This is a genomic window from uncultured Kordia sp., from assembly GCF_947489565.1.
In the GTDB taxonomy this organism is placed as follows: Bacteria; Bacteroidota; Bacteroidia; order Flavobacteriales; family Flavobacteriaceae; genus Kordia.
Genome location: NZ_CANLEA010000013.1, coordinates 1 through 22,806, shown reverse-complemented (window position 1 = coordinate 22,806; position 22,806 = coordinate 1). Strand labels below are relative to the sequence as shown.

22 protein-coding genes are annotated in these 22,806 nt (G+C 32.6%); 16 read left to right on the top strand and 6 right to left on the bottom strand.

Going from position 1 to position 22,806, the window contains the following annotated elements:
* Positions 1 to 107: 107 nt before the first annotated feature.
* From Q0845_RS17475 to Q0845_RS17445, 7 genes are all read left to right on the top strand, one after another.
* Entirely contained in the window at positions 108 to 329 is a 222-nt protein-coding gene (locus Q0845_RS17475; RefSeq protein WP_007093625.1) for a DUF2795 domain-containing protein, read from the top strand.
* A gap of 74 nt (positions 330 to 403) precedes the next feature.
* Positions 404 to 3,769 carry a preprotein translocase subunit SecA gene (secA, locus tag Q0845_RS17470; RefSeq protein WP_298515972.1) on the top strand — a complete coding sequence of 1,122 codons (3,366 nt, stop codon included), beginning with the start codon at positions 404 to 406 and terminating at the stop codon, positions 3,767 to 3,769.
* A gap of 167 nt (positions 3,770 to 3,936) precedes the next feature.
* The gene (locus Q0845_RS17465) at positions 3,937 to 4,209 is read left to right on the top strand and encodes a hypothetical protein (protein ID WP_298515970.1); all 273 of its coding nucleotides are present in this window, start codon (positions 3,937 to 3,939) and stop codon (positions 4,207 to 4,209) included.
* Positions 4,210 to 4,255: 46 nt separating this feature from the next.
* Positions 4,256 to 4,747, top strand: a complete 492-nt coding sequence (locus Q0845_RS17460; RefSeq protein WP_298515968.1) for a hypothetical protein — start codon at positions 4,256 to 4,258, stop codon at positions 4,745 to 4,747.
* Positions 4,744 to 5,574 (top strand): hypothetical protein, encoded by an 831-nt coding sequence (locus Q0845_RS17455; protein WP_298515966.1) that lies wholly within the window; start codon positions 4,744 to 4,746, stop codon positions 5,572 to 5,574. Before Q0845_RS17460 ends, Q0845_RS17455 begins: the two co-directional genes overlap by 4 nt.
* Before the next feature lie 328 nt (positions 5,575 to 5,902).
* Complete coding sequence (locus Q0845_RS17450; RefSeq protein WP_298515964.1) at positions 5,903 to 6,928, top strand: hypothetical protein; 1,026 nt, start codon at positions 5,903 to 5,905, stop codon at positions 6,926 to 6,928.
* Positions 6,929 to 6,961: 33 nt separating this feature from the next.
* On the top strand, positions 6,962 to 8,842 hold the full coding sequence (locus Q0845_RS17445; RefSeq protein WP_298515962.1) for a zinc-dependent metalloprotease: 1,881 nt from the start codon (positions 6,962 to 6,964) through the stop codon (positions 8,840 to 8,842).
* Between the two features lie 77 nt (positions 8,843 to 8,919).
* Here the strand turns inward: Q0845_RS17445 and Q0845_RS17440 are convergent, their stop codons facing one another.
* Positions 8,920 to 9,972, bottom strand: a complete 1,053-nt coding sequence (locus Q0845_RS17440; protein WP_298515961.1) for a T9SS type A sorting domain-containing protein — start codon at positions 9,970 to 9,972, stop codon at positions 8,920 to 8,922.
* A gap of 343 nt (positions 9,973 to 10,315) precedes the next feature.
* Here Q0845_RS17440 and Q0845_RS17435 point away from each other — a divergent pair, with 343 nt between their 5' ends.
* Positions 10,316 to 11,596, top strand: a complete 1,281-nt coding sequence (locus Q0845_RS17435; protein ID WP_298515959.1) for a sterol desaturase family protein — start codon at positions 10,316 to 10,318, stop codon at positions 11,594 to 11,596.
* 32 nt (positions 11,597 to 11,628) lie between these two features.
* Here the strand turns inward: Q0845_RS17435 and Q0845_RS17430 are convergent, their stop codons facing one another.
* Positions 11,629 to 12,027: a hypothetical protein gene (locus tag Q0845_RS17430; protein ID WP_298515957.1), complete on the bottom strand. Its 399-nt coding sequence runs from the start codon at positions 12,025 to 12,027 to the stop codon at positions 11,629 to 11,631.
* A complete protein-coding gene (locus Q0845_RS17425) occupies positions 12,011 to 12,595 on the bottom strand; it encodes a sigma-70 family RNA polymerase sigma factor (protein ID WP_298515955.1) in 585 nt (194 codons plus the stop codon). Before Q0845_RS17425 ends, Q0845_RS17430 begins: the two co-directional genes overlap by 17 nt.
* Positions 12,596 to 12,844: 249 nt before the next feature.
* Between Q0845_RS17425 and Q0845_RS17420 the strand changes: the two genes are divergently transcribed.
* The 6 genes from Q0845_RS17420 to Q0845_RS17395 all read left to right on the top strand — a co-directional run bounded on the left by Q0845_RS17420 (position 12,845) and on the right by Q0845_RS17395 (position 18,569).
* Positions 12,845 to 13,195, top strand: coding sequence for a DUF6249 domain-containing protein (locus Q0845_RS17420; RefSeq protein WP_298515953.1), 351 nt, complete (start codon positions 12,845 to 12,847; stop codon positions 13,193 to 13,195).
* A 293-nt stretch (positions 13,196 to 13,488) separates the two neighbouring features.
* Complete coding sequence (msrA, locus tag Q0845_RS17415) at positions 13,489 to 14,148, top strand: peptide-methionine (S)-S-oxide reductase MsrA (RefSeq protein WP_298515951.1); 660 nt, start codon at positions 13,489 to 13,491, stop codon at positions 14,146 to 14,148.
* 328 nt (positions 14,149 to 14,476) lie between these two features.
* Positions 14,477 to 15,412, top strand: coding sequence for a hypothetical protein (locus tag Q0845_RS17410; RefSeq protein WP_298515949.1), 936 nt, complete (start codon positions 14,477 to 14,479; stop codon positions 15,410 to 15,412).
* 221 nt (positions 15,413 to 15,633) lie between these two features.
* A complete protein-coding gene (locus Q0845_RS17405; RefSeq protein ID WP_298515947.1) occupies positions 15,634 to 16,368 on the top strand; it encodes a hypothetical protein in 735 nt (244 codons plus the stop codon).
* A gap of 647 nt (positions 16,369 to 17,015) precedes the next feature.
* Entirely contained in the window at positions 17,016 to 17,777 is a 762-nt protein-coding gene (locus Q0845_RS17400) for an ATP-binding protein (RefSeq protein ID WP_298515945.1), read from the top strand.
* Positions 17,778 to 17,924: 147 nt separating this feature from the next.
* On the top strand, positions 17,925 to 18,569 hold the full coding sequence (locus Q0845_RS17395; protein WP_298515943.1) for a response regulator transcription factor: 645 nt from the start codon (positions 17,925 to 17,927) through the stop codon (positions 18,567 to 18,569).
* A gap of 39 nt (positions 18,570 to 18,608) precedes the next feature.
* Here the strand turns inward: Q0845_RS17395 and Q0845_RS17390 are convergent, their stop codons facing one another.
* The 3 genes from Q0845_RS17390 to Q0845_RS17380 are packed head-to-tail and all read right to left on the bottom strand — an operon-like array spanning position 18,609 to position 21,211.
* On the bottom strand, positions 18,609 to 20,102 hold the full coding sequence (locus tag Q0845_RS17390) for a hypothetical protein (RefSeq protein WP_298515941.1): 1,494 nt from the start codon (positions 20,100 to 20,102) through the stop codon (positions 18,609 to 18,611).
* Positions 20,095 to 20,682, bottom strand: coding sequence for a hypothetical protein (locus Q0845_RS17385; protein WP_298515939.1), 588 nt, complete (start codon positions 20,680 to 20,682; stop codon positions 20,095 to 20,097). Before Q0845_RS17385 ends, Q0845_RS17390 begins: the two co-directional genes overlap by 8 nt.
* The gene (locus tag Q0845_RS17380) at positions 20,666 to 21,211 is read right to left on the bottom strand and encodes a sigma-70 family RNA polymerase sigma factor (RefSeq protein WP_298515937.1); all 546 of its coding nucleotides are present in this window, start codon (positions 21,209 to 21,211) and stop codon (positions 20,666 to 20,668) included. The genes Q0845_RS17385 and Q0845_RS17380 overlap by 17 nt, the downstream gene beginning before the upstream one ends.
* Before the next feature lie 301 nt (positions 21,212 to 21,512).
* Between Q0845_RS17380 and Q0845_RS17375 the strand changes: the two genes are divergently transcribed.
* Together Q0845_RS17375 and Q0845_RS17370 are read left to right on the top strand one after the other, a co-directional pair.
* Complete coding sequence (locus Q0845_RS17375; RefSeq protein ID WP_298515936.1) at positions 21,513 to 21,701, top strand: hypothetical protein; 189 nt, start codon at positions 21,513 to 21,515, stop codon at positions 21,699 to 21,701.
* A 150-nt stretch (positions 21,702 to 21,851) separates the two neighbouring features.
* Entirely contained in the window at positions 21,852 to 22,286 is a 435-nt protein-coding gene (locus tag Q0845_RS17370) for a hypothetical protein (RefSeq protein ID WP_298515934.1), read from the top strand.
* Positions 22,287 to 22,806 lie beyond the last annotated feature (520 nt).

Here is a 22,806-nt window from a genome sequence, read left to right as displayed (position 1 = left end):
AAACATCCTTGAAAAAACGTTCTTAAAAATAATGTGTAAATAATGATTTTTTTACTTGACTTTTTCATTTAAAAATTTATTTTTGCAAAAAATTAATATCGAAGAATATGTATTGGACATTAGAATTAGCATCGCATTTAAGTGATGCGCCTTGGCCAGCTACAAAAGATGAGTTGATCGATTATGCAATTAGAACTGGAGCTCCATTAGAAGTTGTAGAAAATTTGCAATCAATTGAAGATGAAGGAGATTCTTATGAATCTATTGAAGAAATATGGCCTGATTACCCAACAGAGGAAGATTACCTCTGGAACGAAGATGAATATTAAAACAAATTTAAGCAAGGAAAAAAGTCTCCATTAACGAGGCTTTTTTTTTGGTTTAATATAAAACCACATACACCATGAGTTTTTTAAATTCAGTGTTAAAAATGTTTGTTGGAGATAAATCCAAGAAAGACATTAAGCTTATCCAACCACTTGTTACCCAAATAAAGGCACACGAGCAACAACTATCGCAGTTAACGCTTGACGAGTTGAGAGCTAAAACAACACACTTTAAGTCGCGCATCACAGAAGCGTGCAAAGAAGTAAATGCTAAAATTATAGCATTACAAGAAGAAGCTGAAACTATCTCAGATATTGAGCGTAAAGAAGATATTTATCAAGAAATTGATAAACTGAGAGATGAAGAATATGATCTTTCTGAAGGCGTTTTATTTGAAATCTTACCAGAAGCTTTTGCAGTGGTAAAAGAAACGGCGAAACGTTTTACAAACAATACTGAACTAAATGTAACTGCAACTCCGTATGACAGAGAGTTGTCTGGAATGCATGAATATGTAACTTTAGATGGCGATAATGCGATTTGGCAAAACTCTTGGGATGCTGCCGGAAAGCAAGTTACTTGGGACATGATTCACTATGACGTACAGTTAATTGGTGGTATTACCATGCATCAAGGAAAAATTGCAGAGATGCAAACTGGTGAAGGTAAAACTTTAGTAGCCACACTTTCAGTATACTTAAATGCCTTGCCAGGGAAAGGAGTTCACTTAGTAACCGTGAATGACTACTTAGCAAAACGTGATAGCGCATGGATGGCACCTATCTTCCAATTCCACGGATTATCGATTGATTGTATTGATTACCATCAACCGAATTCGGAAGCTAGAAGAAAAGCTTATTTAGCAGACATCACTTATGGTACCAATAATGAATTTGGTTTTGATTACTTACGTGATAATATGTCGCACTCACCAAATGATTTAGTACAACGTCCACACAACTATGCCATTGTCGATGAGGTCGATTCTGTATTAGTCGATGACGCACGTACACCATTGATCATTTCTGGACCAATTCCGCAAGGAGATTTACACGAATTCAACGAGTTAAAGCCAAAAGTATCTGACATTGTTCAAAAGCAACGTCAATACTTAACAGGTGTTTTAGCAGAAGCAAAGAAATTAATCAAAGACGGGGAAACTAAAGAAGGTGGATTCTTATTATTAAGAGTGTACAGAGGTTTACCTAAAAATAAAGCATTAATCAAGTTCTTAAGTCAAGAAGGAATCAAACAATTACTTCAAAAAACGGAGAACTTTTACATGCAAGACAACAATCGCGAAATGCACAAAGTAGATGCAGAATTGTTATTCGTGATTGAAGAAAAGAACAATCAAATTGATTTAACAGACAAAGGAATTGAATATTTATCGGTAGGAAGTAACGATAAAGAATTCTTTGTCATGCCAGATATTGGTGGAGAAATTGCCAAAATTGAAGCACAAGAGCTTGAAAAAGACAAAGAAATTGAGCTAAAAGAGCAATTATTTAGTGAGTTTCAAGTAAAAAGTGAGCGTATTCACACCATGAATCAGTTGTTGAAAGCGTATACCCTTTTTGTGAAAGATGTGGAATACGTTGTGATGGACAACAAGGTGAAGATTGTAGATGAGCAAACAGGTCGTATTATGGATGGTCGTCGTTATTCTGACGGATTACACCAAGCGATTGAAGCGAAAGAAAATGTAAAAATTGAAGACGCTACACAAACCTTTGCTACCATTACTTTACAGAACTATTTCAGAATGTATCGTAAACTTTCTGGAATGACAGGTACGGCAATTACAGAAGCAGGAGAATTATGGGAGATCTATAAGTTGGATGTAATCGAAATTCCAACAAACAGACCTATTGCACGTAAGGACAGAGAAGATTTAATCTACAAAACGAAACGTGAAAAATACAACGCCATTATTGATGAGGTAACTGAATTGTCGAAACAAGGAAGACCTGTATTGATTGGTACTACTTCGGTAGAAATTTCGGAATTGTTAGGAAGAATGCTTTCTATTCGTAAAGTTCCTCACAATGTATTAAATGCGAAATTACACCAACGTGAAGCAGATATTGTTGCCGAAGCTGGTCGTCCAGGACAGGTTACTATTGCAACAAACATGGCAGGTCGTGGTACCGATATTAAGTTGAGTGACGAAGTAAAAGCCGCTGGTGGTTTGGCCATTATTGGTACAGAACGTCATGATTCCCGTCGTGTAGATAGACAGTTACGTGGTCGTTCAGGTCGTCAAGGAGATCCAGGAAGTTCACAGTTTTATGTGTCTTTAGAAGATAACCTAATGCGTTTATTTGGTTCTGACAGAGTTGCAAAGATGATGGACAGAATGGGACTGAAAGAAGGTGAAGTAATTCAGCACTCAATGATGACCAAATCTATTGAACGTGCGCAGAAGAAAGTAGAAGAAAATAACTTCGGAATTCGTAAGCGTCTCTTAGAATATGATGATGTCATGAATGCTCAACGTGAAGTCGTATACAAACGTCGTCGTCACGCCTTACATGGAGAGCGTTTAAAGGTAGATATTTCGAATATGGTATATGATACTACCGAAATCATTATCCAAACAAACAAAGCAGCGAGTGACTTTAAAAACTTTGAGTTTGAGTTATACCGCTACTTCTCTATCGAAAGTCCTGTGACAGAAGAGCAATTTGGGACAATGACGGAAGAAGAAATCATTGGAAAAGTATATACAGAAGCGTTTAGAAGCTATAATGAGAAAATGGAAATCAATGCCGAAATGGTATATCCAGTGATCAAAGATGTGTATGAAAATCCAGAGAATAAATACGAACGTATTGTTGTTAAGTTTACGGATGGAACGAAAGAATTAAACGTAATTAGTGACTTAAAAGAAGCATACGAATCGGAAGGAAAGCAAATGATCAACGATTTTGAGAAGAATATTTCTCTTGCAATTATTGATGATGCTTGGAAAACACACTTGCGTAAGATGGACGAATTGAAGCAATCGGTTCAGTTAGCCGTTCACGAACAAAAAGATCCATTATTGATTTATAAGTTTGAAGCATTCGAATTATTTAAAGAAGTAATTGATAAGGTAAATCGTGAAATATTATCGTTCTTATTCAAAGGAGGATTAGCCGATAACAATCCTGATCGTGTTCGTGAAGCTCGTGAGCAAAAACGTAAAAAGGACAACTATACAACTACGAAAGAAGAAGTATTAAACAGTGATGAAAAAGAAGCGGCACAACGCGCTGCAATGCAACAATCACAACAACGTCCGCAAATAACGGAAACAATTACGCGCGACAAGCCAAAAATTGGACGTAACGAACGTGTAACGATCAAAAACGTGATGACTGGTGAAAACAAAACTGTAAAATTCAAACAAGCAGAACCATTGATCAGCAAAGGACAATGGGTATTGGTTGAAGAATAGTTTTGACAAATACATAATAGTACACTTTGACTCTGCTCAGTGTACTATAAGCATACAAAAACTCTCATGGAAACGTGGGAGTTTTTGTTTTCCATCAATTCTAAACCGTAAAACTTTGCGATTGTTTAAGAATATTGTAGATTTAAAACGTACAGACTTAAATAGATTTGGAAGCAAATTTTAAAATAAGAGGCGTCGTTTTTGGAAGTTTATATCCTAAAAAAATTCATATTCATGTTGGGTATGGAATTGGTATGATGGACGGTGGCGGATTGTTAATGGTAGCTACCGAAAAAGTTCCGCTAAATTGTAGAATGCCCAATACACTCGTTTGGGTAATGGGACAAGGTCATCCATATGAAAATGTAACCATTAAAAAAATGACGTACTCAGAAGCTTTGGCAAATCCTGTGCATACATATATTAATACAACCCAATAAATATGCACTTTATGCGTATAAAAACTACAGTATTTTCCACATATCAATGACTTCAGAACAAAAAACTTTATGGAATAAAATAGAAGCATTCCAATTGGATGATTCTCAATCCACATTTACATTTACAGACAGACTTTGCAGAGAAAATGGTTGGAAATATGAATATGGAGTGAGAGCAATTCATGAATATAAAAAGTTTATGTTTCTCATTTGTATTGCTGATCATCCGTTAACTCCATCCGATCAAGTAGACCAAGTATGGCATTTGCATCTTTTATATACCAGATCGTATTGGACAGAATTTTGTCAACATATATTAGAGCGAGAAATTCATCATGGTCCCACGAAAGGTGGAGCTAACGAAAAAGAAAAGTTTAACGATTGGTATGAAAAAACCAAAGAATTGTATGTAACAATATTTAAAAAAAATGTACCAACTGATATATGGCCTTCTTCCAAAATTAGATTTGGAGAAAAAAACTTTAGAAGAGTTAATCTTCACAGAAATTGGGTGTTTCCAAAATTTAAAAAAATATGATAAAAGAATTAATTGAGTTATCTCCTGCCGAAGTATTACTTCTTGAAGATCCAAAAATCAAAATTGACACATTGGCAAGAGTTACTTTTCTTGATTTACTTTTAAAAGAAGTACTTGAAATACTACCCGATCCTAAAGCTACAGAAGAGGAAAATAAAAACCCAATTATACGTATCGGAAAAGCATATAGAACCTATCAACCGTTAAAGCACGAATCTATATTTGTTGCAATATTCTCAAAAGATGATACTTTACAAATAAGTCTCTCCAATCTTTTAAAAGCTGCCTTTGAAAAGGTAAAAAATAGTGAAGAATACAAGTTAAAATATGTGTATACCGACGAACGCATGAAACCATATTTCAAATCAAACTTTTTTCAAAGATTGTTAGGGGTAAGAGTCATTACGGAAGCAGGAATTAATGCGCAAAAAGAAATTACAAGAGAACTAAGACGCATTAAAATAAATGCCAGTAGAAAGACTAAAAATGCTGTTGAAATACTACTATCAATCCAAGGAAATATTGTTCTAATTCCTAAAATTCCAACGGAAGTCTTTGAAAAAATAGAAAAAGAAAAACCAAATTTTAAATCCGCAAATTCAACTGTTCTCTACGGAAACTTAAGCTATACAAGCTTATACAATCATAATGTCACAAAAAATCAGTTTGATCTAATTTCGCTCAATGATACTGACTTTATGCCTTTTATAGAATCTATACATGGATTTGAAGGTGCTTCAAGCGATGATGGTTGTGGCTCAGATGGCGGTTTCAGTGCTTGCGCTGGCTGTGGCGGTTGCGGAGGTTGCGGTGGCTGCGGAGGTTGAAAACAAAAAATAACACTTTCTATTTTTTTATAAGTCCAAATACAATGCACTAAGCGGAGTCGAAGTGTACTTTTACAATACAAAACTCTCATGGAAACATGGGAGTTTTTTGCGTTTATCAAAAATTGCTGTGATGATTTTGTGTAAAAGATTTACCGTAAGATTATACAGTTTCTGAACTTTTCGTTTTTAAAAAATAAGAAACATTTTTTTACAAAAAGGATGTTAAAACCCTAAAATATAGAGGTTTATTTCTACTTCACGGAAAAATTATTAAGTCTAGTTTTAGCTATAACAAATACGAATATTAACCAAACACCAATTTACCATGAAGAAAATTAACTTACTCTTACTCGCCCTAATTAGTTTACCAATGTTGCTTATGGGGCAAAGCACAGTTTACACACCTGGAAGTGGAATTACATCAGCAGGATTAAATGCAGCAACATCAAATTACGGAAGCACCTATTTTGGGGAAAATACAGGTGGATCTTCTGGCTATTCCAATACTTTTGTAGGAAATAGTGCTGGCGATGTAAATTACGGTTCTGGCGGCGTTTTTATAGGGAGTGGCGCAGGAAGATTTAATACCTCTGGAGGAAATAATATTTTTATCGGTATTTCTTCTGGATATAAAAACACTACTAGTTCATACAATACATTTACGGGAAGTTCTTCTGGGTTTAACAATACTACGGGAAGCAATAATACCTTTTTTGGATATCGTTCTGGATATCAAAACATTTCTGGATCAGGAAATGTATTTCTAGGAAAAGAAGCTGGCTATAATGAAACTGGAAGTAATAAATTATACATAGATAATTCCAATACGACTACGCCACTCGTACATGGTGATTTTTCTATTAATAGAATTACCATCAATGGACAACAAGAAGTATCTGATCATTTTAACGTAAAAAAATGGCTGTGTGTAGGCGCAAGTACTCTAAATGGAAGTGGCGTTTTGAGCGCATTTTTTTCTGTACGACCAGATGCTGAAAATGTAGTCATAGGAACACCTTATGCCATCGGAAATATTGGAAGTACACAATTAACCAATTACAAACTGTATGTAAATGGAGGAATTTTAGCCAAAGAAGTACGTGTGAGAACCGATTGGGCCGATTATGTATTTGACAAAGAATATAAATTAAAACCGCTAAGCGAAGTAGAAACTTTTATCAAAGAAAACGGGCATTTGCCTAATGTACCTTCTGCTAAAAAAGTAGAAACTGATGGAATAGAACTTGGAGATATTACCAAAATACAGCAAGAAAAAATTGAAGAATTGACACTTTACATTATTGCTTTAGAAAAAAGATTGAAAGCTTTAGAAGACAAATCTTCTAACTAATCACTCATAGTTTAACAAGATAAATTTTAAATTATGAAAACTTTTAATCAATTAATACATATATGTATACTATTCTTTTCTTATGCAATTGTTGCTCAAAACCCAATATATAAAAAGGTTCAACTAGCAAAAGAGGAAACAAAAAACATTCTTGAACTCAGCGTTTTTTCAAAAGAAAACTATAAAAATACTGAGGTTCTGAAACAGTTTGATAATACGAAAGATGTGCATTTTTTACAATATGAAGCAACAGCAATCTTACAAAATGATCAAAAATTATGTGCGTTAACGCTGCCATTAGGGAACAAAACAATCGTTTTAGAACTATTAGAGGTCGAAAAATCCTTTTATGATTATCAAATTGTAACCAGTAGCGGAGAAGATCGCATGCCAAATATACATACGAAACACTTTAGAGGAATTATTAAAAACGATCCCAATAGTTTAGTCGCGATTAGCTTTTATAAAAACAATATTATTGGTACTATTTCTTCGAATGAAACAAATTACACCATAGCAAAGCTAAAAGGTTCACAAAGCTTCATTGCTTATGAAATTACAAATTTGAAAAAGAAACCTAGTTTTGAATGTGAAATAGATGATGACAACAATTTTAAAGGCTATGATTACAATACCTTATTTAATCAAAATGGAGTTGCAAAAATGGCTAATGAACCATGTGTAGAACTCTATTTTGAAACGGAATTTGATATATTTGATGATCTTGGAAGTCTTGGCAATGTAGAAGATTATGTTGTCGGAGTTTTTAATCAAGTTGCAGCTATTTACGAAAATGAAAATATAAACACGCGACTTTCTTTAATTAAAATATGGGACACTACAGATCCGTATACGGCTACAAATACAGCAGATTTACTGCAACAATTTCAAAATAATCTAGGGAATTTTTATGGAGACTTAGGACAATTATTGACATTTAGAAATGCTGGTGGCGGTAGAGCTGCTGGTTTTAATGGTCTGTGCAATAGTAATTCAGATAATAGTCTTTCTGTCTCAGCAAACTTAAATGATACCGTGACATTATTCCCGCTTTACAGTTGGAATGTATATGTAATAGCACATGAATTTGGACATCTTTTTGGTTCACGACATACACATGCATGTGTTTGGAATGGCAACAACACAGCAATAGATCATTGTGGTAGTTTCTTCCAATTTCAAACAGGAAGACCAATAGAAGGTGAAAACTGTCTTGATACTGTTAATCCTGATTTTCCTGCTGCTGGTGGTACCATAATGAGCTATTGTCATTTGCAAGCAACCGGAATTAATTTCAATGAAGGTTTCGGAGCACAACCTGGTAACGTTATTAGAAGTTTTGTGCAAAATGCTAGTTGCTTGGAAATTTGTTGTCTTAATTATTTGACAATTACCAATAATGTCAATTCAAGTTTAGATAATGAAGAAGCAGAAATTGGAATTACAGCAAGGAATTATATTTCCAACAATGCCATTGCAGATTACCATGCAGGTCAGCAGGTTTTAATGACGCATGGCTTTTTTGTTGAAAATGCTAATTTTAGAGGACATATTGAAGGTTGTACAGGGGAATATTACGTGACTTCTAGAGTTGCAACTAACAATACTAATATTGATCGGATTGATCCTGTAAACAATAAAAATGCAAGTCTACCACATGATCAATCATTAGGAGAAATTAAAATCTATCCAAATCCTACAAAAGGAATTGTGACGGTTCAATTTAGTAATACACTAGAAAAAACAATTGAAATTTATACAATTACTGGTATTTCTGTATTCACTCAGAGAATTGAAAAAGAAGGTATTAGCAATACTGAGATTGATCTATCAAAATTTCAAACAGGAATTTATATGATGAAAATTACGGATGTTCATGGAGCAATCACAATCAGAAGAATCATGAAACAATAATTAATTTAATACACTAATACACCAAATATATCTGGCAAGTTTTCGGACTTGTCAGGTATTCTTCTGAATATCAGTTTTTATTTTTTGATAAACTTTAAACGATCACTATTCTCTAAGTGTAAAATATACATTCCTGCAGATAACATACTAGTATCTATTGTTTGGTTATCATTTATAAGTCCGTCACTTACCTTCGCGCCGTTGATTGTAAATATTTTATATTTTTTCTGTTCTTTTAATCCAGTGATCTTGATAAAATTTGCTGTAGGGTTTGGAAATACGCTAACTGTATTGTTTTGTTCTATGATGTCTTCTGTGGAAAGTATCGATGTAATATTAACTTTAGAAATTTTATTTTCATTGTATTCCGTTATGTACAACTCATTATTATAAATGGCCAAGCCACTAGGTTCAGAAACATTTGAAACCGTTTCTGTAGTTGAAGTTTGATTCGATGAAACATTGATATGTGATATTTTATTGCCATCTGCCTCCGCAATGAAAAGAATATTTCCTGCAAAACATAATCCTGATGGACTAGAAACATTACTTATCACTTCTTGAACCATCGGATTCGATTCGGTGATGTTTATCTTACTAATTCTGTTTCCATCATATTCTGCAATATACAATTCATCATTATGCAAAGCGATCCCGTAAGGTGTTGACAATCCATCAACAACCTCTATAAGCGTAGGATTTGGAGATGAAATATCAATTTTATAAATTTTATTTTGGATATATGCAGAAATATATAAAGTCGAACCTTGCAACGCAAAGTCATAAAGTCGAATGTTTGAGATAATTTCAGTGACTCCAAGAGCAATATTGTCTGTTGCTATTTTAGAGATATTGTTTCCTATAAGTTGTCCGAAGTATAAATCATCATCTTTAAAAATTAAACCAATTGCCCAATCAGTATTCTGCACTATTTCGACTGGTACAATTGCAGCATCTACATCAATCGCTGAAATTTTTCCATCGCCTCCATTATATTCAGCATAATACAATGTATTTCCATTAAAGACTAAAGAAATTGGTTGCGTCAATCCTGTAATGACATCTGTTGTCTGCGAAAAAGCATTTAAACTAAGAAATAAAAAAAGGAGTAATGTATTTATATTCTTCATGAATCTCGTTTTATTTGAATTTGTTGGCATAAAAGTAGCAAATGTATCTTTCAAACAATAGTGAGGTTTATTACAATTCACGGAATTGTATTGTTTTACTTAAAACTTATTAAGGCTTTCATTTTTATTGATAATTGTTAATCGTTTCTTTAAATATTATTTACGTACTCTTTTTATTAATGGACTTTTCGGGATATAGCCTTTATTTAACCCAAAACTAAGTACGGCTGGTTGGTAGCAAAAGAGATAATCAAATCATTCATCAAGCAAACAATAGCTAAATTGCAATGCATGCATAATAATTTGAAAAAAAATATTAATTTTAAGCAAAATTGTTAATTCTATGGAAGCCTACGCCAATGCACTCTTATATGCAATTCCTTTCTTTTCTCTTTTGGTGATTACTGAAATTGCTTATGGGTATTTTGTCAAAAATCAAACACATACAATTAATGATACAATTTCTAGTATCAGCTCTGGCTTAACAAGTATTATAAAAGATTCATTAGGTTTAGCCGTTATTTTAATTTCATATCCTTTCTTATTAGAAAGTTTAGCAATTTTTTCTATTTCTGAAACTTGGCATGCCTATCTCCTAGCCTTTATTGCTATTGACTTTGCAAGCTATTGGAACCACAGATTGAGTCATAAAATAAACTTCTTTTGGAATCAACACGTAATTCATCATAGCAGTGAAGAATTCAATTTAGCCTGTGCATTACGACAGTCTATTTCAAATATTCTGGGTTATTTTCCTTTATTACTAATTCCGGCTGCATTGGTAGGAATTCCGTATAAAATCATAGCTATTTTAACGCCAATTCATCTATTTGCACAGTTTTGGTATCATACCAAACATATTGGAAAACTAGGTGTTTTGGAATATATCATTGTCACGCCTTCACAACATCGAGTACATCATGCAATCAATCCAGAATATATTGATAAAAATTTGGCAGCTGTTTTTTGTATTTGGGATCGTATATTTGGAACATTCCAAGAAGAACTCGATGATGTACCACCCGTTTTTGGAGTTCTAAAACCTGCGGCAACTTGGAATCCGATACTCATCAATTTTCAACATTTATGGCGATTACTAAAAGATGCATGGCACACCAAAAGTTATTATGACAAATTTAGAATTTGGTTGATGCCTACAGGTTGGCGTCCAAAAGATGTACAATCAAAATATCCTATAACTATCATAGAAAACGTTTATTCTTTTAAAAAATATAGTACCACTACTTCCTTTGCATTACAAGTTTGGTCTGTAATTCAGTTGCTAATTACCATACTGCTAATGCTATTTTTATTTTATAATTTTGGAAACATTCTGAAAACTAATGGTTATAGCATGTTGGTATTGTATGGAATAATTGTCTTTGTTGGAATTTACAGCTACACAAGTTTACTAGATAGATATAAGTACACGATTGTATTTGAAACAGCAAAAATTGTATTAGGGCTTTTTGCAATTCTTACTTTAAAAGGTTGGTACGGAATTGATGTTTATTTTCAGTATGGAAGTCTATTAATGGCGATATATTTTGTCATCAGCTTTTTAGCAACAATATATTTTTCTTTTTTAGAAAAAATGTGGGTTGCTATAAAAGTTCCAGCGTAGCCTAATGATATTAAGAATTGTGTTTTACTATACTAAGATAAATTATGGAAATTCTTATCCAATTGCTTTCGGATCATTTTCACTTGAATCACCACAAAAACTAATAAAAAGAAGAAGCAATATGCGTAAGTTATAGGAATATCTACTTTTGGTTCGTATTTTTCAATGACTAAGCTTGACAAATTCCAATCGCCTAAAATGGAGAAGCCTAATGAAAAACGTGTCAACACAAACGCAAAAATCAAGAATAAAGCACCAATAATAAGCCAACCAACTTTGGTAATCAAAGGTTTATAGACTTTAATAGGTACTTCTTCAATGGAAACTGCTGCCATAACATTGGCTAAGAAATCTGTAGAAGGGCTAGCCAAACCAGCGTCTTGCAACACACCTTTTGTAAATTGATCTAACTTCTTATTTTCTGCTTCCATGATTCAAATATATAGGTTCTACAACATTTTTTAAAATATGAAATAACTTTTTACGACTGCGATGCAGTTTAATTTTTACATTATCATACGATATTTTGACAATTTCTGAGATTTCTTTCAGCGATAATTCTTCAAAATAAAACAAGGTTAATAACACACGTTCTTCTTCTGGCAACTGCAACAACGCTTTTTCTATCGTTTCTTTTTTCTCCTTTGCTTCAATATACGTTAAAGCATTTTGCATGCTTCCAATATCTGATTCGTTAATCTCATCAATATGTTCAGACAAAACGACTCTTTTGTTCTTTTTAATATAATCCAGACTTGTATTGTAAACAATTCTATACAACCATGTAGAAAATTTAGACGTTCCTTTAAATGATCCTAAAGATTTATAGGCTTTTACAAAAGTATCTTGGGAAACTTCTTCAGCATCTTCCCTATTCCCAACCATACGCAATGCCAACGTGAACACCATATTCTTATACTTTGTTACAAGTGCCGAATATGCATTTACGTTTCCAGAACGTATCTGATGTATATAATCTTGGTCAGTGTTTTGAGTCATTTGTAGTTAAGACGATCACTTTTTTGTTTTGGTTACAGTTTTTTTAGATTTTATTTTAGGTATTGGATCTTGGGCATTTAATATTAGGTGTTTTTATCTTTCATCTGTAGTTAAACACTAGTATGAACCTACATAATTTTAGTTTAGAAAAACATTAAAATGAAAAAAAATTAAATTTTTTGTAACCGAAACAAAAAACCGTTCGTCATAATGGGCAAATACAAAAACTAAACTTAAAAAAATATTAGTATGGGATCAGAAGTAATTATAGTACCAGCAATTTTTGGAGTCATTTTCGGAATGTATTATTTATACATTTCATCAAGAAACAAAGAACGTTTGGCATTGATAGAAAAAGGTGGAGACGCTTCCATGTTTTTCAATGCAAAAAAATCATTAACACCTACGTGGAAAGTATTAGTCATCAATTTTGCCATTTTAATGATGGGCATCGGATTGGGCATCTTTATAGGCTACATGCTTCATCGTGTATTATTATTACCTGAAGGAGTAGCATATCCAGGAACTATTTTCTTAATGGGTGGAACAGCTTTATTCACAGGTTTCTTTGTCACAAAGAAGCTTATTCATCAAAACTAAACGACTGCATCAATCAAAAAACCAGTTAGTTAATCAAAATGCTGAAACGATTGTTTTTCTTAAGAAAGGCAATCGTTTTTGTGTTATGTAGACTTCGAGAGCCTCAGTCTAAAAATCTAAACTAGTCTAATCATCTAAGAAAGTCTAATAATCTAAGCAAGTCTAACCATCTAAAAAGTCTAACATCCAATTCGTATCTTTGCAACTATGAAAATTTAAAATCCAGTTCCGCCATTTTTTTAGCGTAAGTTTTAAAATTGTGTACGACTGATACAAAAACTAATTTAATTGCTATGAAATCTATTTATTTGCCTTTGATTGCTATTGTATTTTTTACCTTAAGCTGTAATTCAAATACAAGTACGACCAATACCATACAGAAAGAACAATTTACACAAGACCAACTAAACAAGTATGAAACTGCCTATTTTGCAAGTGGATGTTTTTGGTGTGTAGAAGCTATTTTTGAAAGTGTAAAAGGTGTAAAAGAAGTAGTATCGGGTTATGCTGGTGGAAAAGCTGAAACGGCTAATTACCAATTGGTAAGTGCTGGTAGAACAGATCACGCGGAAGCAGTAAAAGTATATTACGATTCAAAAGTAGTTTCGTATGAAACCTTAGTCAAAGTATTTTTCGGTTCTCACGATCCAACTACTTTAAACAGACAAGGTCCTGATGCAGGAAGACAATACCGTTCGGCGATTTTCTATAAAAATGATGGCGAAAAGAAAATTGTGGATACGTACATCGCACAATTGAAAAAGGAAAACGTATTCCGTGGAACGATCACTACAGAAATTGCTAAATACACTGCGTTTTACGATGCTGAAGATTATCATCAAGATTACGAAGCTAGAAACCCAAACAATCCGTATATCAAAGGTGTTTCGATTCCTAGACTAAAACGATTCCAAAAGAAATTTCCTGAATTATTGAAGAAAGGAAGTCACTAAATACATATAAAAGTATACTATACGACTTCTCAATAGTATACACATAACATACTAAAAAAACCGATAACTTTTGTTATCGGTTTTTTAGTTTTGAAAACGTAAATAATTAATAATGAGTGAATTATTAATTAAAAATAGTAGCTCATTCTAAATTAATAAACCTTTCTTCTATCCTTTTTTGCATTTTCTTATGGAAATATGACAATTACACATAAAAAAATGACATTCACACAACTTCACGAAAACGATTGCGAGATTTTCCTACTTTTGTCATTGTAATTACATATCAAGTCGCGACTTTACACTTTAACATCGTAAAACTATAACCATGAGGAAAAAAATGACTGCATTTGTTTCTTTAGGATTGGTGTGTATTCCATTATTCCTAAGTTGCGAAACAAATCAGCAAACAGAAGAAGCGCAACTCAATGCTGCGCTAGAGAAACCCGAAAAGATCATTTCAACTGTAAAAGCAGCAACTCTTTTCAACAACGACCACACAACCAGACTCTCTTCCATTGGAAAATCGAAAACTACTTTTGAAGACAAAGCCATTCATTTTGAGTTGGATGTACTGACAAATTACATACAACATTTAGAAAAAGTAGCGGTTTCAAAGAAGATTCCAATTACAGGAGTTAGCTTTGTGTTTGGTACAGATGCGCATGGAGAACGTACTACGTTTATGATGCCATCTACTAGAAATGCTGAATTAGATTATCAAGAATCATTTACGATTGAGAATGATCAATTTTTGACTTTTAGGCATATTGATACGTTTTTATTAGCTAGTAAAACAACTGGAAACGATGAAAACTTAATACTTTCTACGGAAGGTTACCTTTCATTTAATGAAGCTGTCACTATGTTTAACAGGTATCAAGCAAACTATATTGAACAAATAGCTGTAAAAGTACCGAGAGATTTTTATACAAAAGCAGTTTGGTATTCTTTGGATGAAATCAACGCATATATTACCTATCTAAAAAAGAAATCAAACAAACACCATCTTGATATTACAGGAATTGATGTGTTTTTTGGTGTGTATGATAAGAATCCTGATTTAGAATTGAAATCCAATGCGCAAACCGTATTTTTAGCGGCTAGTACACAAAATCAAACCATCATCAATACCAAAGGAACACTTTTAAATGATGTTCTAAAAAATGATGATTTCCACAAAAACGATGCTACTGACAACGAAGAAGATGAAAGTTTAGCATACAATATGGGGCAATTATCGCCTCCGCCAGTTACCAATTAATTAGATTATTTCCTCCAAGCCTATCTAATTATTTCCTCTCAACTACAATTACCTCCAATTTTCTTTCAAACTTAATTATGTAGTCTTTTTCTTAAAATTATTCAATTTACCACTTTTTGTAAAAAGGGAAAAACACCCAATTTTTGATTTACAATTTTTTTTCTAAAAAGATTGGCTAATTTTAACACAAATTAAAAAAGACTAACAAAACTACAACCCTTATGAAAAATTTAGTACGCACCATTGCGCCTTTAATTATAGGAGCGGCCATTGGTTTCTTTGTTTGTAAAGAATATTTCTGTGAGAAATGCCCTGACTGCCCTGACTGTCCACCAAATACAAGTGCTTGTGCTCCAACAAGCGAAACTCCAGGAGGAATTATTTCTGTGAATGACGCTATCAATCTTCATGAAAACTATGTTGGAGACCATTATACAGCGATTAACAATGCCATGGGAGATGACTTCTTAGATACACAATTTGTATGGTTTGAATATGATAGAATAAAACAATATATAAGTTATTTGGAAGCTGTACAGCAAAAAAATCCTAATAATGACCGTATTTCTGGAATAAGAATATATTTTGGAGCTCATAATGCCAGTAATGATGAATATCCAAGGCAACAAACGGTTTTCTTAACACCTACGGTAGATGCTAAATTGAATGATAATAATTCAAATATGAATAATTTGCCATTCTTTATAAAACCAACAAATGCAAGTGATCCATTAGTTGGACAATATAAAGTTATTGCACGATTATTAATTGATCAGTACCTAAACCCTGATGAACGAGCATTCTTGGCCAATAATAATTTAGCTAATAGAAAATCACAAGAAGCAAAAGGAAATACTACACAAAAATCAGCGAATGCAGCAGAAAATGATGATGATGATGATAAAACAAGTTTATCTTTTAATATGGGACAATTAAGTCCTCCACCAAGAAATTAATTATTTAAATTTCTATAATTGAACAATATAACATCATTATTACAAAAAGGAAGTCTATATATTGAGATTTTAACTGCAATTGTTGCCACAATCTATTTCTATAAATATAAATCATCACATTTGAAATTTATACTTCCATTGTTATGGTATATAGTTTTAAATGAAATACTTGGTTGGTATTTACACGCCGTATTGAAATTAAAGTATAATGCTATAATTTATAATATCTATGGTTTAATCAGTTTTGTCTTACTATTGAACATATATAGACTTTCTTTATTAAAAGTAAAGTTTAAAAAATATCTCTTTTTCTTTACAGTAAGTTATGTTATAATTTTTATTATCAATGCTTTCTTTATAGATTTTACCAAGCAAATATTAACTATATCTTATATATATGGATCAATAGTTCTGATAATTAGTATTTTATTTTATCTTATTGAAATTCTTAATTCTGAGAGAATACTCTTAGTTTCGAAAGAAATTTTATTTTGGATTAGTGTTGGGTTATTTTTATTTCAAATAGGAATAATTCCATATATGGTAATTAGGGAATATTATATAGAACATGTTGATATGGAATCAAACCTACTACTCTATTATATTCTTATTTATTTATTAAATATTTGTTACATAGTTGGATTTATATGGGGACAGAAGCAGAAGAAACAATAGCATTAATCACCGCTATTGTATTTATATTTTTAGTAATTATAATAATAATTCTTTTTTTAGTTTTCATTAAGAGAAAGAATAAACTCCTAACTGAAAAACAACAAGCACAACGTGAGTTTGAAAATGCTATTGCAGAAACTCAAATTGAGATTCGTGAGCAAACTTTGCGCAATATTAGTTGGGAATTGCATGATAATATTGGACAACTCTTAACCTTAGCCAAAATACAATTGCATCAATTAGCAGATTGTAATGAAGATATTTCGGGTGTAAGCGATACCATTTCAAAGAGTTTGACAGAATTACGCGCACTTTCTAAATTGATCAATCCGGATGCATTGAAAAATATTATGTTGCCCGAAGCTGTAAGTCTGGAAGTAGCTCGTTTCAATCGACTGAATTTTATTGAAGCAACTTTAACCATTGATGGTGACGAAAAAATTATCGATGATAAAGCAGAAATCATTCTGTTTCGTATCTTACAAGAGTTCTTTTCAAATACCATCAAACATGCAAAAGCCTCACAGCTAGATGTTCAACTGAAGTATACTGACAAAAAACTAACGATTGTTGCTACAGATAACGGAAAAGGCTTTGACAAATCGGTTGAAAAACCCAATAAAGGAATCGGATTGCAAAACATGAAGAATAGAGGAAAATTGATTGGTGCCGAAATTGAACTCGAATCACAAGTAGGAAAAGGGACACAACTAACGATTATTCATTATCTTTAGACTGGTGTTGGGTGTTAGGTGTTAGGTGTTAGGTGTTAGGGAAAATAAACTTTTAAACATCTAAACCTATAAACTGATAAGCAAAATAAAAATTAATCAAAAGCTAGCGGCAAATAGCCAAGAGCTAAAATATAAAATCAAGAAAAATTGAAAACATATTCAGTTGTCATCGTAGAAGATCATGTATTACTATCGCAAGCCATTGGCGGTTTAGTAGATTCGTTTGATCGTTTTAAAGTAAGCTATTTGTGTAAAAACGGAAAAGAGTTGATTACACGCTTGGAGGAAAAAAATACGAATGTTCCTGATATTGTACTCATGGACATCAACATGCCATTGATGAATGGTATTGAAACGACTACCTGGATTACAGAACACTTCCCTAATATTGATGTCATTGGACTTTCTATTGAAGAAGACGAACGTACTATTATTCAAATGCTGCGTGCTGGAGCTAAAGGATATTTGATGAAAGATGTGGAAAAAAGTGTGTTAGAAATGGCTTTAAATGAAGTAACTACCAATGGATTTTATCATTCAAAACATGTTACTAATATTTTAATTGGCTCGTTGAACGGAAAAGGAAGTTCTGGAACGAAATTGAAAGAGAATGAAATTGAGTTTATGAAGTTGGTCTGTACGGAAATGACCTATAAACAAATTGCCGATCAAATGTGTTTGAGTCCAAAAACAATTGATGGCTATAGAGATGCTTTGTTTGAAAAGCTGAATGTAAAAAATAGAATTGGACTTGTTATCTACGCAATAAAGAATAAGATTTACTTACCTTGATTTAGTTACTAGCTGTTTTTGCAACTTATAACGAATACATTAAGACTTTTTATTGAGTGAAACCTTGCTATACTTAGCATTGATATTGATTTCACTACCAGAATTTGCATTCTTTTGATATCCACGAACAATGGTATTGAATTGTGTTTTATTTTCAGTTCCTGTCACGGTTTCTGGATATGAAATTTTAGAACTAGAACCAATATAATATAATTTAAAAGCAGAAGCAGGTAATTGAATACGCGCATCTGTATTTTCTAAAATGATATCTAAGGTTTTAAAGTTTTCACCAATATTGTGAATCAATAAATTTCCAAAAGTTCCACTAATAATTCCCTTCTCTCCTAGCGTTCCTACACTGACTTTGGAAGAATTTGACATTAAATTGATATTCTGTACCGTTTGCAAATCTACATTTTCAACAAAATTTACTTTCAATGCGCCGTCATTCCATTTGGTCACATGAATAGGTGCATACGACGTTTCTATCGTCGTATTTGCACCCTGAATCACATTGGCGTACAAAGCTGCGTGTGACAGCTTTGCATCCATATTTTCACCTATTGCAGCAATGGTTACTTCTCCATGACGTACATTGAGTTTTAACTTTGCTTTTTTAGGCATTTTAATTTTGATTGTTTTCTTTACTTTCAAATGTTTTCCATCAGAAGATAAAAAGAAAATATTATCGTGTTGTCCATTGTTAATATGCGCTTTTCCTTTCAATTCAAGTACTCTGGCTTTTTCTAACTTTTTTAAGGCTTTTTCTTGATAGATTTTTGCTTTTTCTAGAGCTCTCTCTTGGTAGACTTTTGCCTTTTCCAATGCTTTCTCTTGTACTTTTGCCAATTTTTCTTGTCGAACCTTCTGCTTTTCCATGAATTTTTCTAGCACTTTCTCACGCTTTTTTTGCTGTGCTTGAAATTTCTTCTGCCATTTTTCCATGCTTTCTTTGAACTTTTCCTCGTCAAAGTCAGACTTGAATTCTTTTTTCCATTTTTCTAAATACGCTTCTCCATCTTTCTCAAAAGCTTCATAGTCAAACTTTAAATCAGACATCGACTCAATAACTGTGATTGGCAATTCTGGAATTTCAACAATCTCTACCATTTCTGAAATCTCTGGCATTTCTGCCAGTTCAGGCATTTCAATGACAAGAGGTGTTTCTAATTGTTCAATAATAATTGGTTCTCCTAATACAAATTCTCCAGAGTTTCCAAATAAAGAATGACTTCCTTTTGAAGTAATAGTTACTTTTTCGCTGTTTCCAATGGCTTTAAAGTTCCACTTTTTCATGTATGCTTCTACTTCTTCATCAGTAGCATCTTCTACTTCAATAGTAGCCGTGATTTCGACTTTGTTCTTATTCCAAGTATCAAATTCTACATCGGCATGAGATGTATTAATATCTAAGGTAACGTCTTTGTTTACAGTAAAAACTTCCTTCTTTGTTCGTTTTTTTGATTGTGAATATCCAAAGCTAATGATCAATAGTGCGATCAATAGACTTTGTATGCGTTTTGATTTATGCATCGTTTTCTGATTTTTTTAGTTCACTTAATTTTTCCTTTAATTGGTATAACAATTTCAGTCTAAATTGTAGATTGTCAATCATTGCATTGATCGTTTGTTCGTTGGGTCCAATATCTGTTAACTCTTGCTGCAACACTTTATGTTCTTCGTTTAATTGCGACAATTTTTGCATATAACTTTCAAACAATTGCTTTCCGATTTCAGAAACTTCTACCTGTGTCAATTCATAATTAATATTCGCCACATAGTAATCTTCTATCTTTTTTAAATCGGGAGAAACATCGCCCAAACTCGTTAAAGAAGGTTTCTTTTCATCTTGCGTATTTGTATCAGTCAATTCAGTATCTGGAAGTGCTGGTTTTTCTATTAATTGTTGATAGGCCAATCCTCCTAAACTGAAAATTAAAACAACGGCAGCGGCAATTTTATAGAAAGAAAACGACGGTTTTTTAATCGGTTCTTCTTCTAAAGGCAATGCAGCTTCCAATCGTTCCAAAAAACGAGCTTCATGTCCGTCAGACAATTCTTTTTGAATATGTAATTGTTCTTTTTTCAACAAATCTTTAATATCCTGTCCCATGACTTCTCTTTTTTAATGCTTGTTGTAACTTCTTTTTTCCTCGTAATAATTGTGTTCGTGATGCTGTTGTTGAAATGTTTAGTATTTCTGAAATTTCTTGATGATCGTATCCTTCTAACAAGAATAAAATCACGACGACTCGATATTTATCGGGTAAATTTTCAATCTCAGTTTTTACTTCTTCCAAGGTAGTTTCATCACTCGTTTGCCAATTATCTTCGTCGGCAACTACTTCTAGCTGCGCTTCGTCAATGGTGATATAATAATTCTGTTTAGCGCGTAATTTGTCTAAACTTTTATTAATGACAATCTTTTTTAGCCAAGCTCCAAAACTTACTGCAGCGGTGTATTGATCGATCTTTTGAAATGCATTGATGAATGCTTCTTGCATGGCATCTTCGGCATCTTCTGTATGTTTCAAGAATCGGTTGGCAACAATAAACATTCCTTCACAATACTGCCTGTACAGATGCAGTTGTGCTTTCCTGTCGTTATTCTTACACTTTTCGATGAGCTCAATTTGAGACATACTGTGAGTTCGCTTTTTGGTTTTGGTTATTGCTATACATTTCTAAAGACGTAGCAGTTTTTACAATGTGACAATAAATTATAAAAAACATGCAAATTATAGTGTTTTTTATTCTTTATTCTTGCCTACATTCCGCTTACGCTAGATTTTACAATAGGTTTGAGAGATACTAGTATAGTAAGAAAATAGCTTGTTTTTCTTTTAAAAATGTTGATTTCCTTTCACTTTTTTATGGTTTAACCATATATACTTCTTTCTACTTTTTTATAATTTATAAGAATAACCACAAAAATTAACTATCATGAAAAAAAGAAATTTAAAAAGTAAATTAGCTATTAGTAAAAACGTTGTTAGCAATTTTAAGGTAGCAGCTACTAAAGGAGGAACAGGTAATACATTTAATTGTGGACCTTCTAACAATCCTATGTGCACGTTTGATAATGCTTGCTTCAGCAAAGGTCCAGGATGCAGTAGATGGCAAGTGTGCTAAATCAATAAAGAATTTGATCCAACAAGCAGGAATACAAACAAGTTGTTCCTGCTTTTTTATTCGAAATAAAGTCAACGCACACAAATTTGCAGGAATCATGTTGCAGAATTTCATATTTTTTTTGAAATTTAGAATCTAAACTTACATGATATGAATATTATCGATGCACTTTACGGAGGTCAATATTCCGAATTAAAGAATAAAGGATACGATGTTCAAAAAGGACGTTTTTATGGAAACTTATTGTTCACCGCAATCATTCTGATTTACCTTTTTGTGACGATTATTATTTTAAATTTTATTTCTGAAGATATTCTCGACGATCTATTGAAACCATTGCGAAAAGTATTTGGAAGAAGTATGGGCAAAGCAATGAGTAAAATTGTAGCCATTCCTTTAATTGTCATCATTTATGCTGTTGTAGCATTGTTGTTTGGTTCTAAGAAACGGTATGAAAAGAGTTATCAAACTTTTTCAAAAGCAACAAAAGAAGAAAAAGACAAAGCTTCTGGAAAGTTGATTGGTGCCTTTATTATCGGACTTCTGTTATTGGTGGTTTTGGCGATTACGAGTTTGTTTTTGTAGGTGTTAGGGAAAATACTTTTTCATTTTACATTTTGAATTTTACATTTTAAATTTTGTTCGTTTCTTCGTTTTACTGCGAAAAATCACTCAATATGACGTTTTTTATAATCAAATAACCTAAGATTCGTCATTACGAACGATAGTGAAGTAATTTGTTTATAGTACAACGTTGCTGTTGTTGGAAGAAACAGATTCCAGCGTCATGCTTCCTCGCAAAGACGTATTAAAAAAATAGTGTTTCCTAGTATATCTCGATACAATTTTTCTTCGTTTTACTGCGAAAAACCACTCGATATGACGTTTTTTATAATCAAATAACCTAAGATTCGTCATTACGAACTATAGTGAAGTAATTTGTTTATAGTACAACGTTGCTGTTGTTGGAAGAAACAGATTCCAGCGTCATGCTTCCTCTCAAAGACGTATTAAAAAAATAGTGTTTTCTAGTATATCTCGATACAATTTTTCTTCGTTTTACTGCGAAAAACCACTCGATATGACGTTTTTTATAATCAAATAA

Coding starts and splice junctions, on each gene's coding strand:
- Q0845_RS17440 (WP_298515961.1), bottom strand. CDS start 9,972: ATGAAGAATATAAATACATTACTCCTTTTTTTATTTCTTAGTTTAAAT.
- Q0845_RS17445 (WP_298515962.1), top strand. CDS start 6,962: ATGAAAACTTTTAATCAATTAATACATATATGTATACTATTCTTTTCT.
- Q0845_RS17405 (WP_298515947.1), top strand. CDS start 15,634: ATGAAAAATTTAGTACGCACCATTGCGCCTTTAATTATAGGAGCGGCC.
- Q0845_RS17385 (WP_298515939.1), bottom strand. CDS start 20,682: ATGGGACAGGATATTAAAGATTTGTTGAAAAAAGAACAATTACATATT.
- Q0845_RS17375 (WP_298515936.1), top strand. CDS start 21,513: ATGAAAAAAAGAAATTTAAAAAGTAAATTAGCTATTAGTAAAAACGTT.
- Q0845_RS17380 (WP_298515937.1), bottom strand. CDS start 21,211: ATGTCTCAAATTGAGCTCATCGAAAAGTGTAAGAATAACGACAGGAAA.
- Q0845_RS17410 (WP_298515949.1), top strand. CDS start 14,477: ATGAGGAAAAAAATGACTGCATTTGTTTCTTTAGGATTGGTGTGTATT.
- Q0845_RS17450 (WP_298515964.1), top strand. CDS start 5,903: ATGAAGAAAATTAACTTACTCTTACTCGCCCTAATTAGTTTACCAATG.
- Q0845_RS17420 (WP_298515953.1), top strand. CDS start 12,845: ATGGGATCAGAAGTAATTATAGTACCAGCAATTTTTGGAGTCATTTTC.
- Q0845_RS17400 (WP_298515945.1), top strand. CDS start 17,016: ATGGGGACAGAAGCAGAAGAAACAATAGCATTAATCACCGCTATTGTA.
- Q0845_RS17455 (WP_298515966.1), top strand. CDS start 4,744: ATGATAAAAGAATTAATTGAGTTATCTCCTGCCGAAGTATTACTTCTT.
- secA (WP_298515972.1), top strand. CDS start 404: ATGAGTTTTTTAAATTCAGTGTTAAAAATGTTTGTTGGAGATAAATCC.
- Q0845_RS17425 (WP_298515955.1), bottom strand. CDS start 12,595: ATGACTCAAAACACTGACCAAGATTATATACATCAGATACGTTCTGGA.
- Q0845_RS17475 (WP_007093625.1), top strand. CDS start 108: ATGTATTGGACATTAGAATTAGCATCGCATTTAAGTGATGCGCCTTGG.
- Q0845_RS17460 (WP_298515968.1), top strand. CDS start 4,256: ATGACTTCAGAACAAAAAACTTTATGGAATAAAATAGAAGCATTCCAA.
- Q0845_RS17390 (WP_298515941.1), bottom strand. CDS start 20,102: ATGCATAAATCAAAACGCATACAAAGTCTATTGATCGCACTATTGATC.
- Q0845_RS17435 (WP_298515959.1), top strand. CDS start 10,316: ATGGAAGCCTACGCCAATGCACTCTTATATGCAATTCCTTTCTTTTCT.
- Q0845_RS17370 (WP_298515934.1), top strand. CDS start 21,852: ATGAATATTATCGATGCACTTTACGGAGGTCAATATTCCGAATTAAAG.
- msrA (WP_298515951.1), top strand. CDS start 13,489: ATGAAATCTATTTATTTGCCTTTGATTGCTATTGTATTTTTTACCTTA.
- Q0845_RS17430 (WP_298515957.1), bottom strand. CDS start 12,027: ATGGAAGCAGAAAATAAGAAGTTAGATCAATTTACAAAAGGTGTGTTG.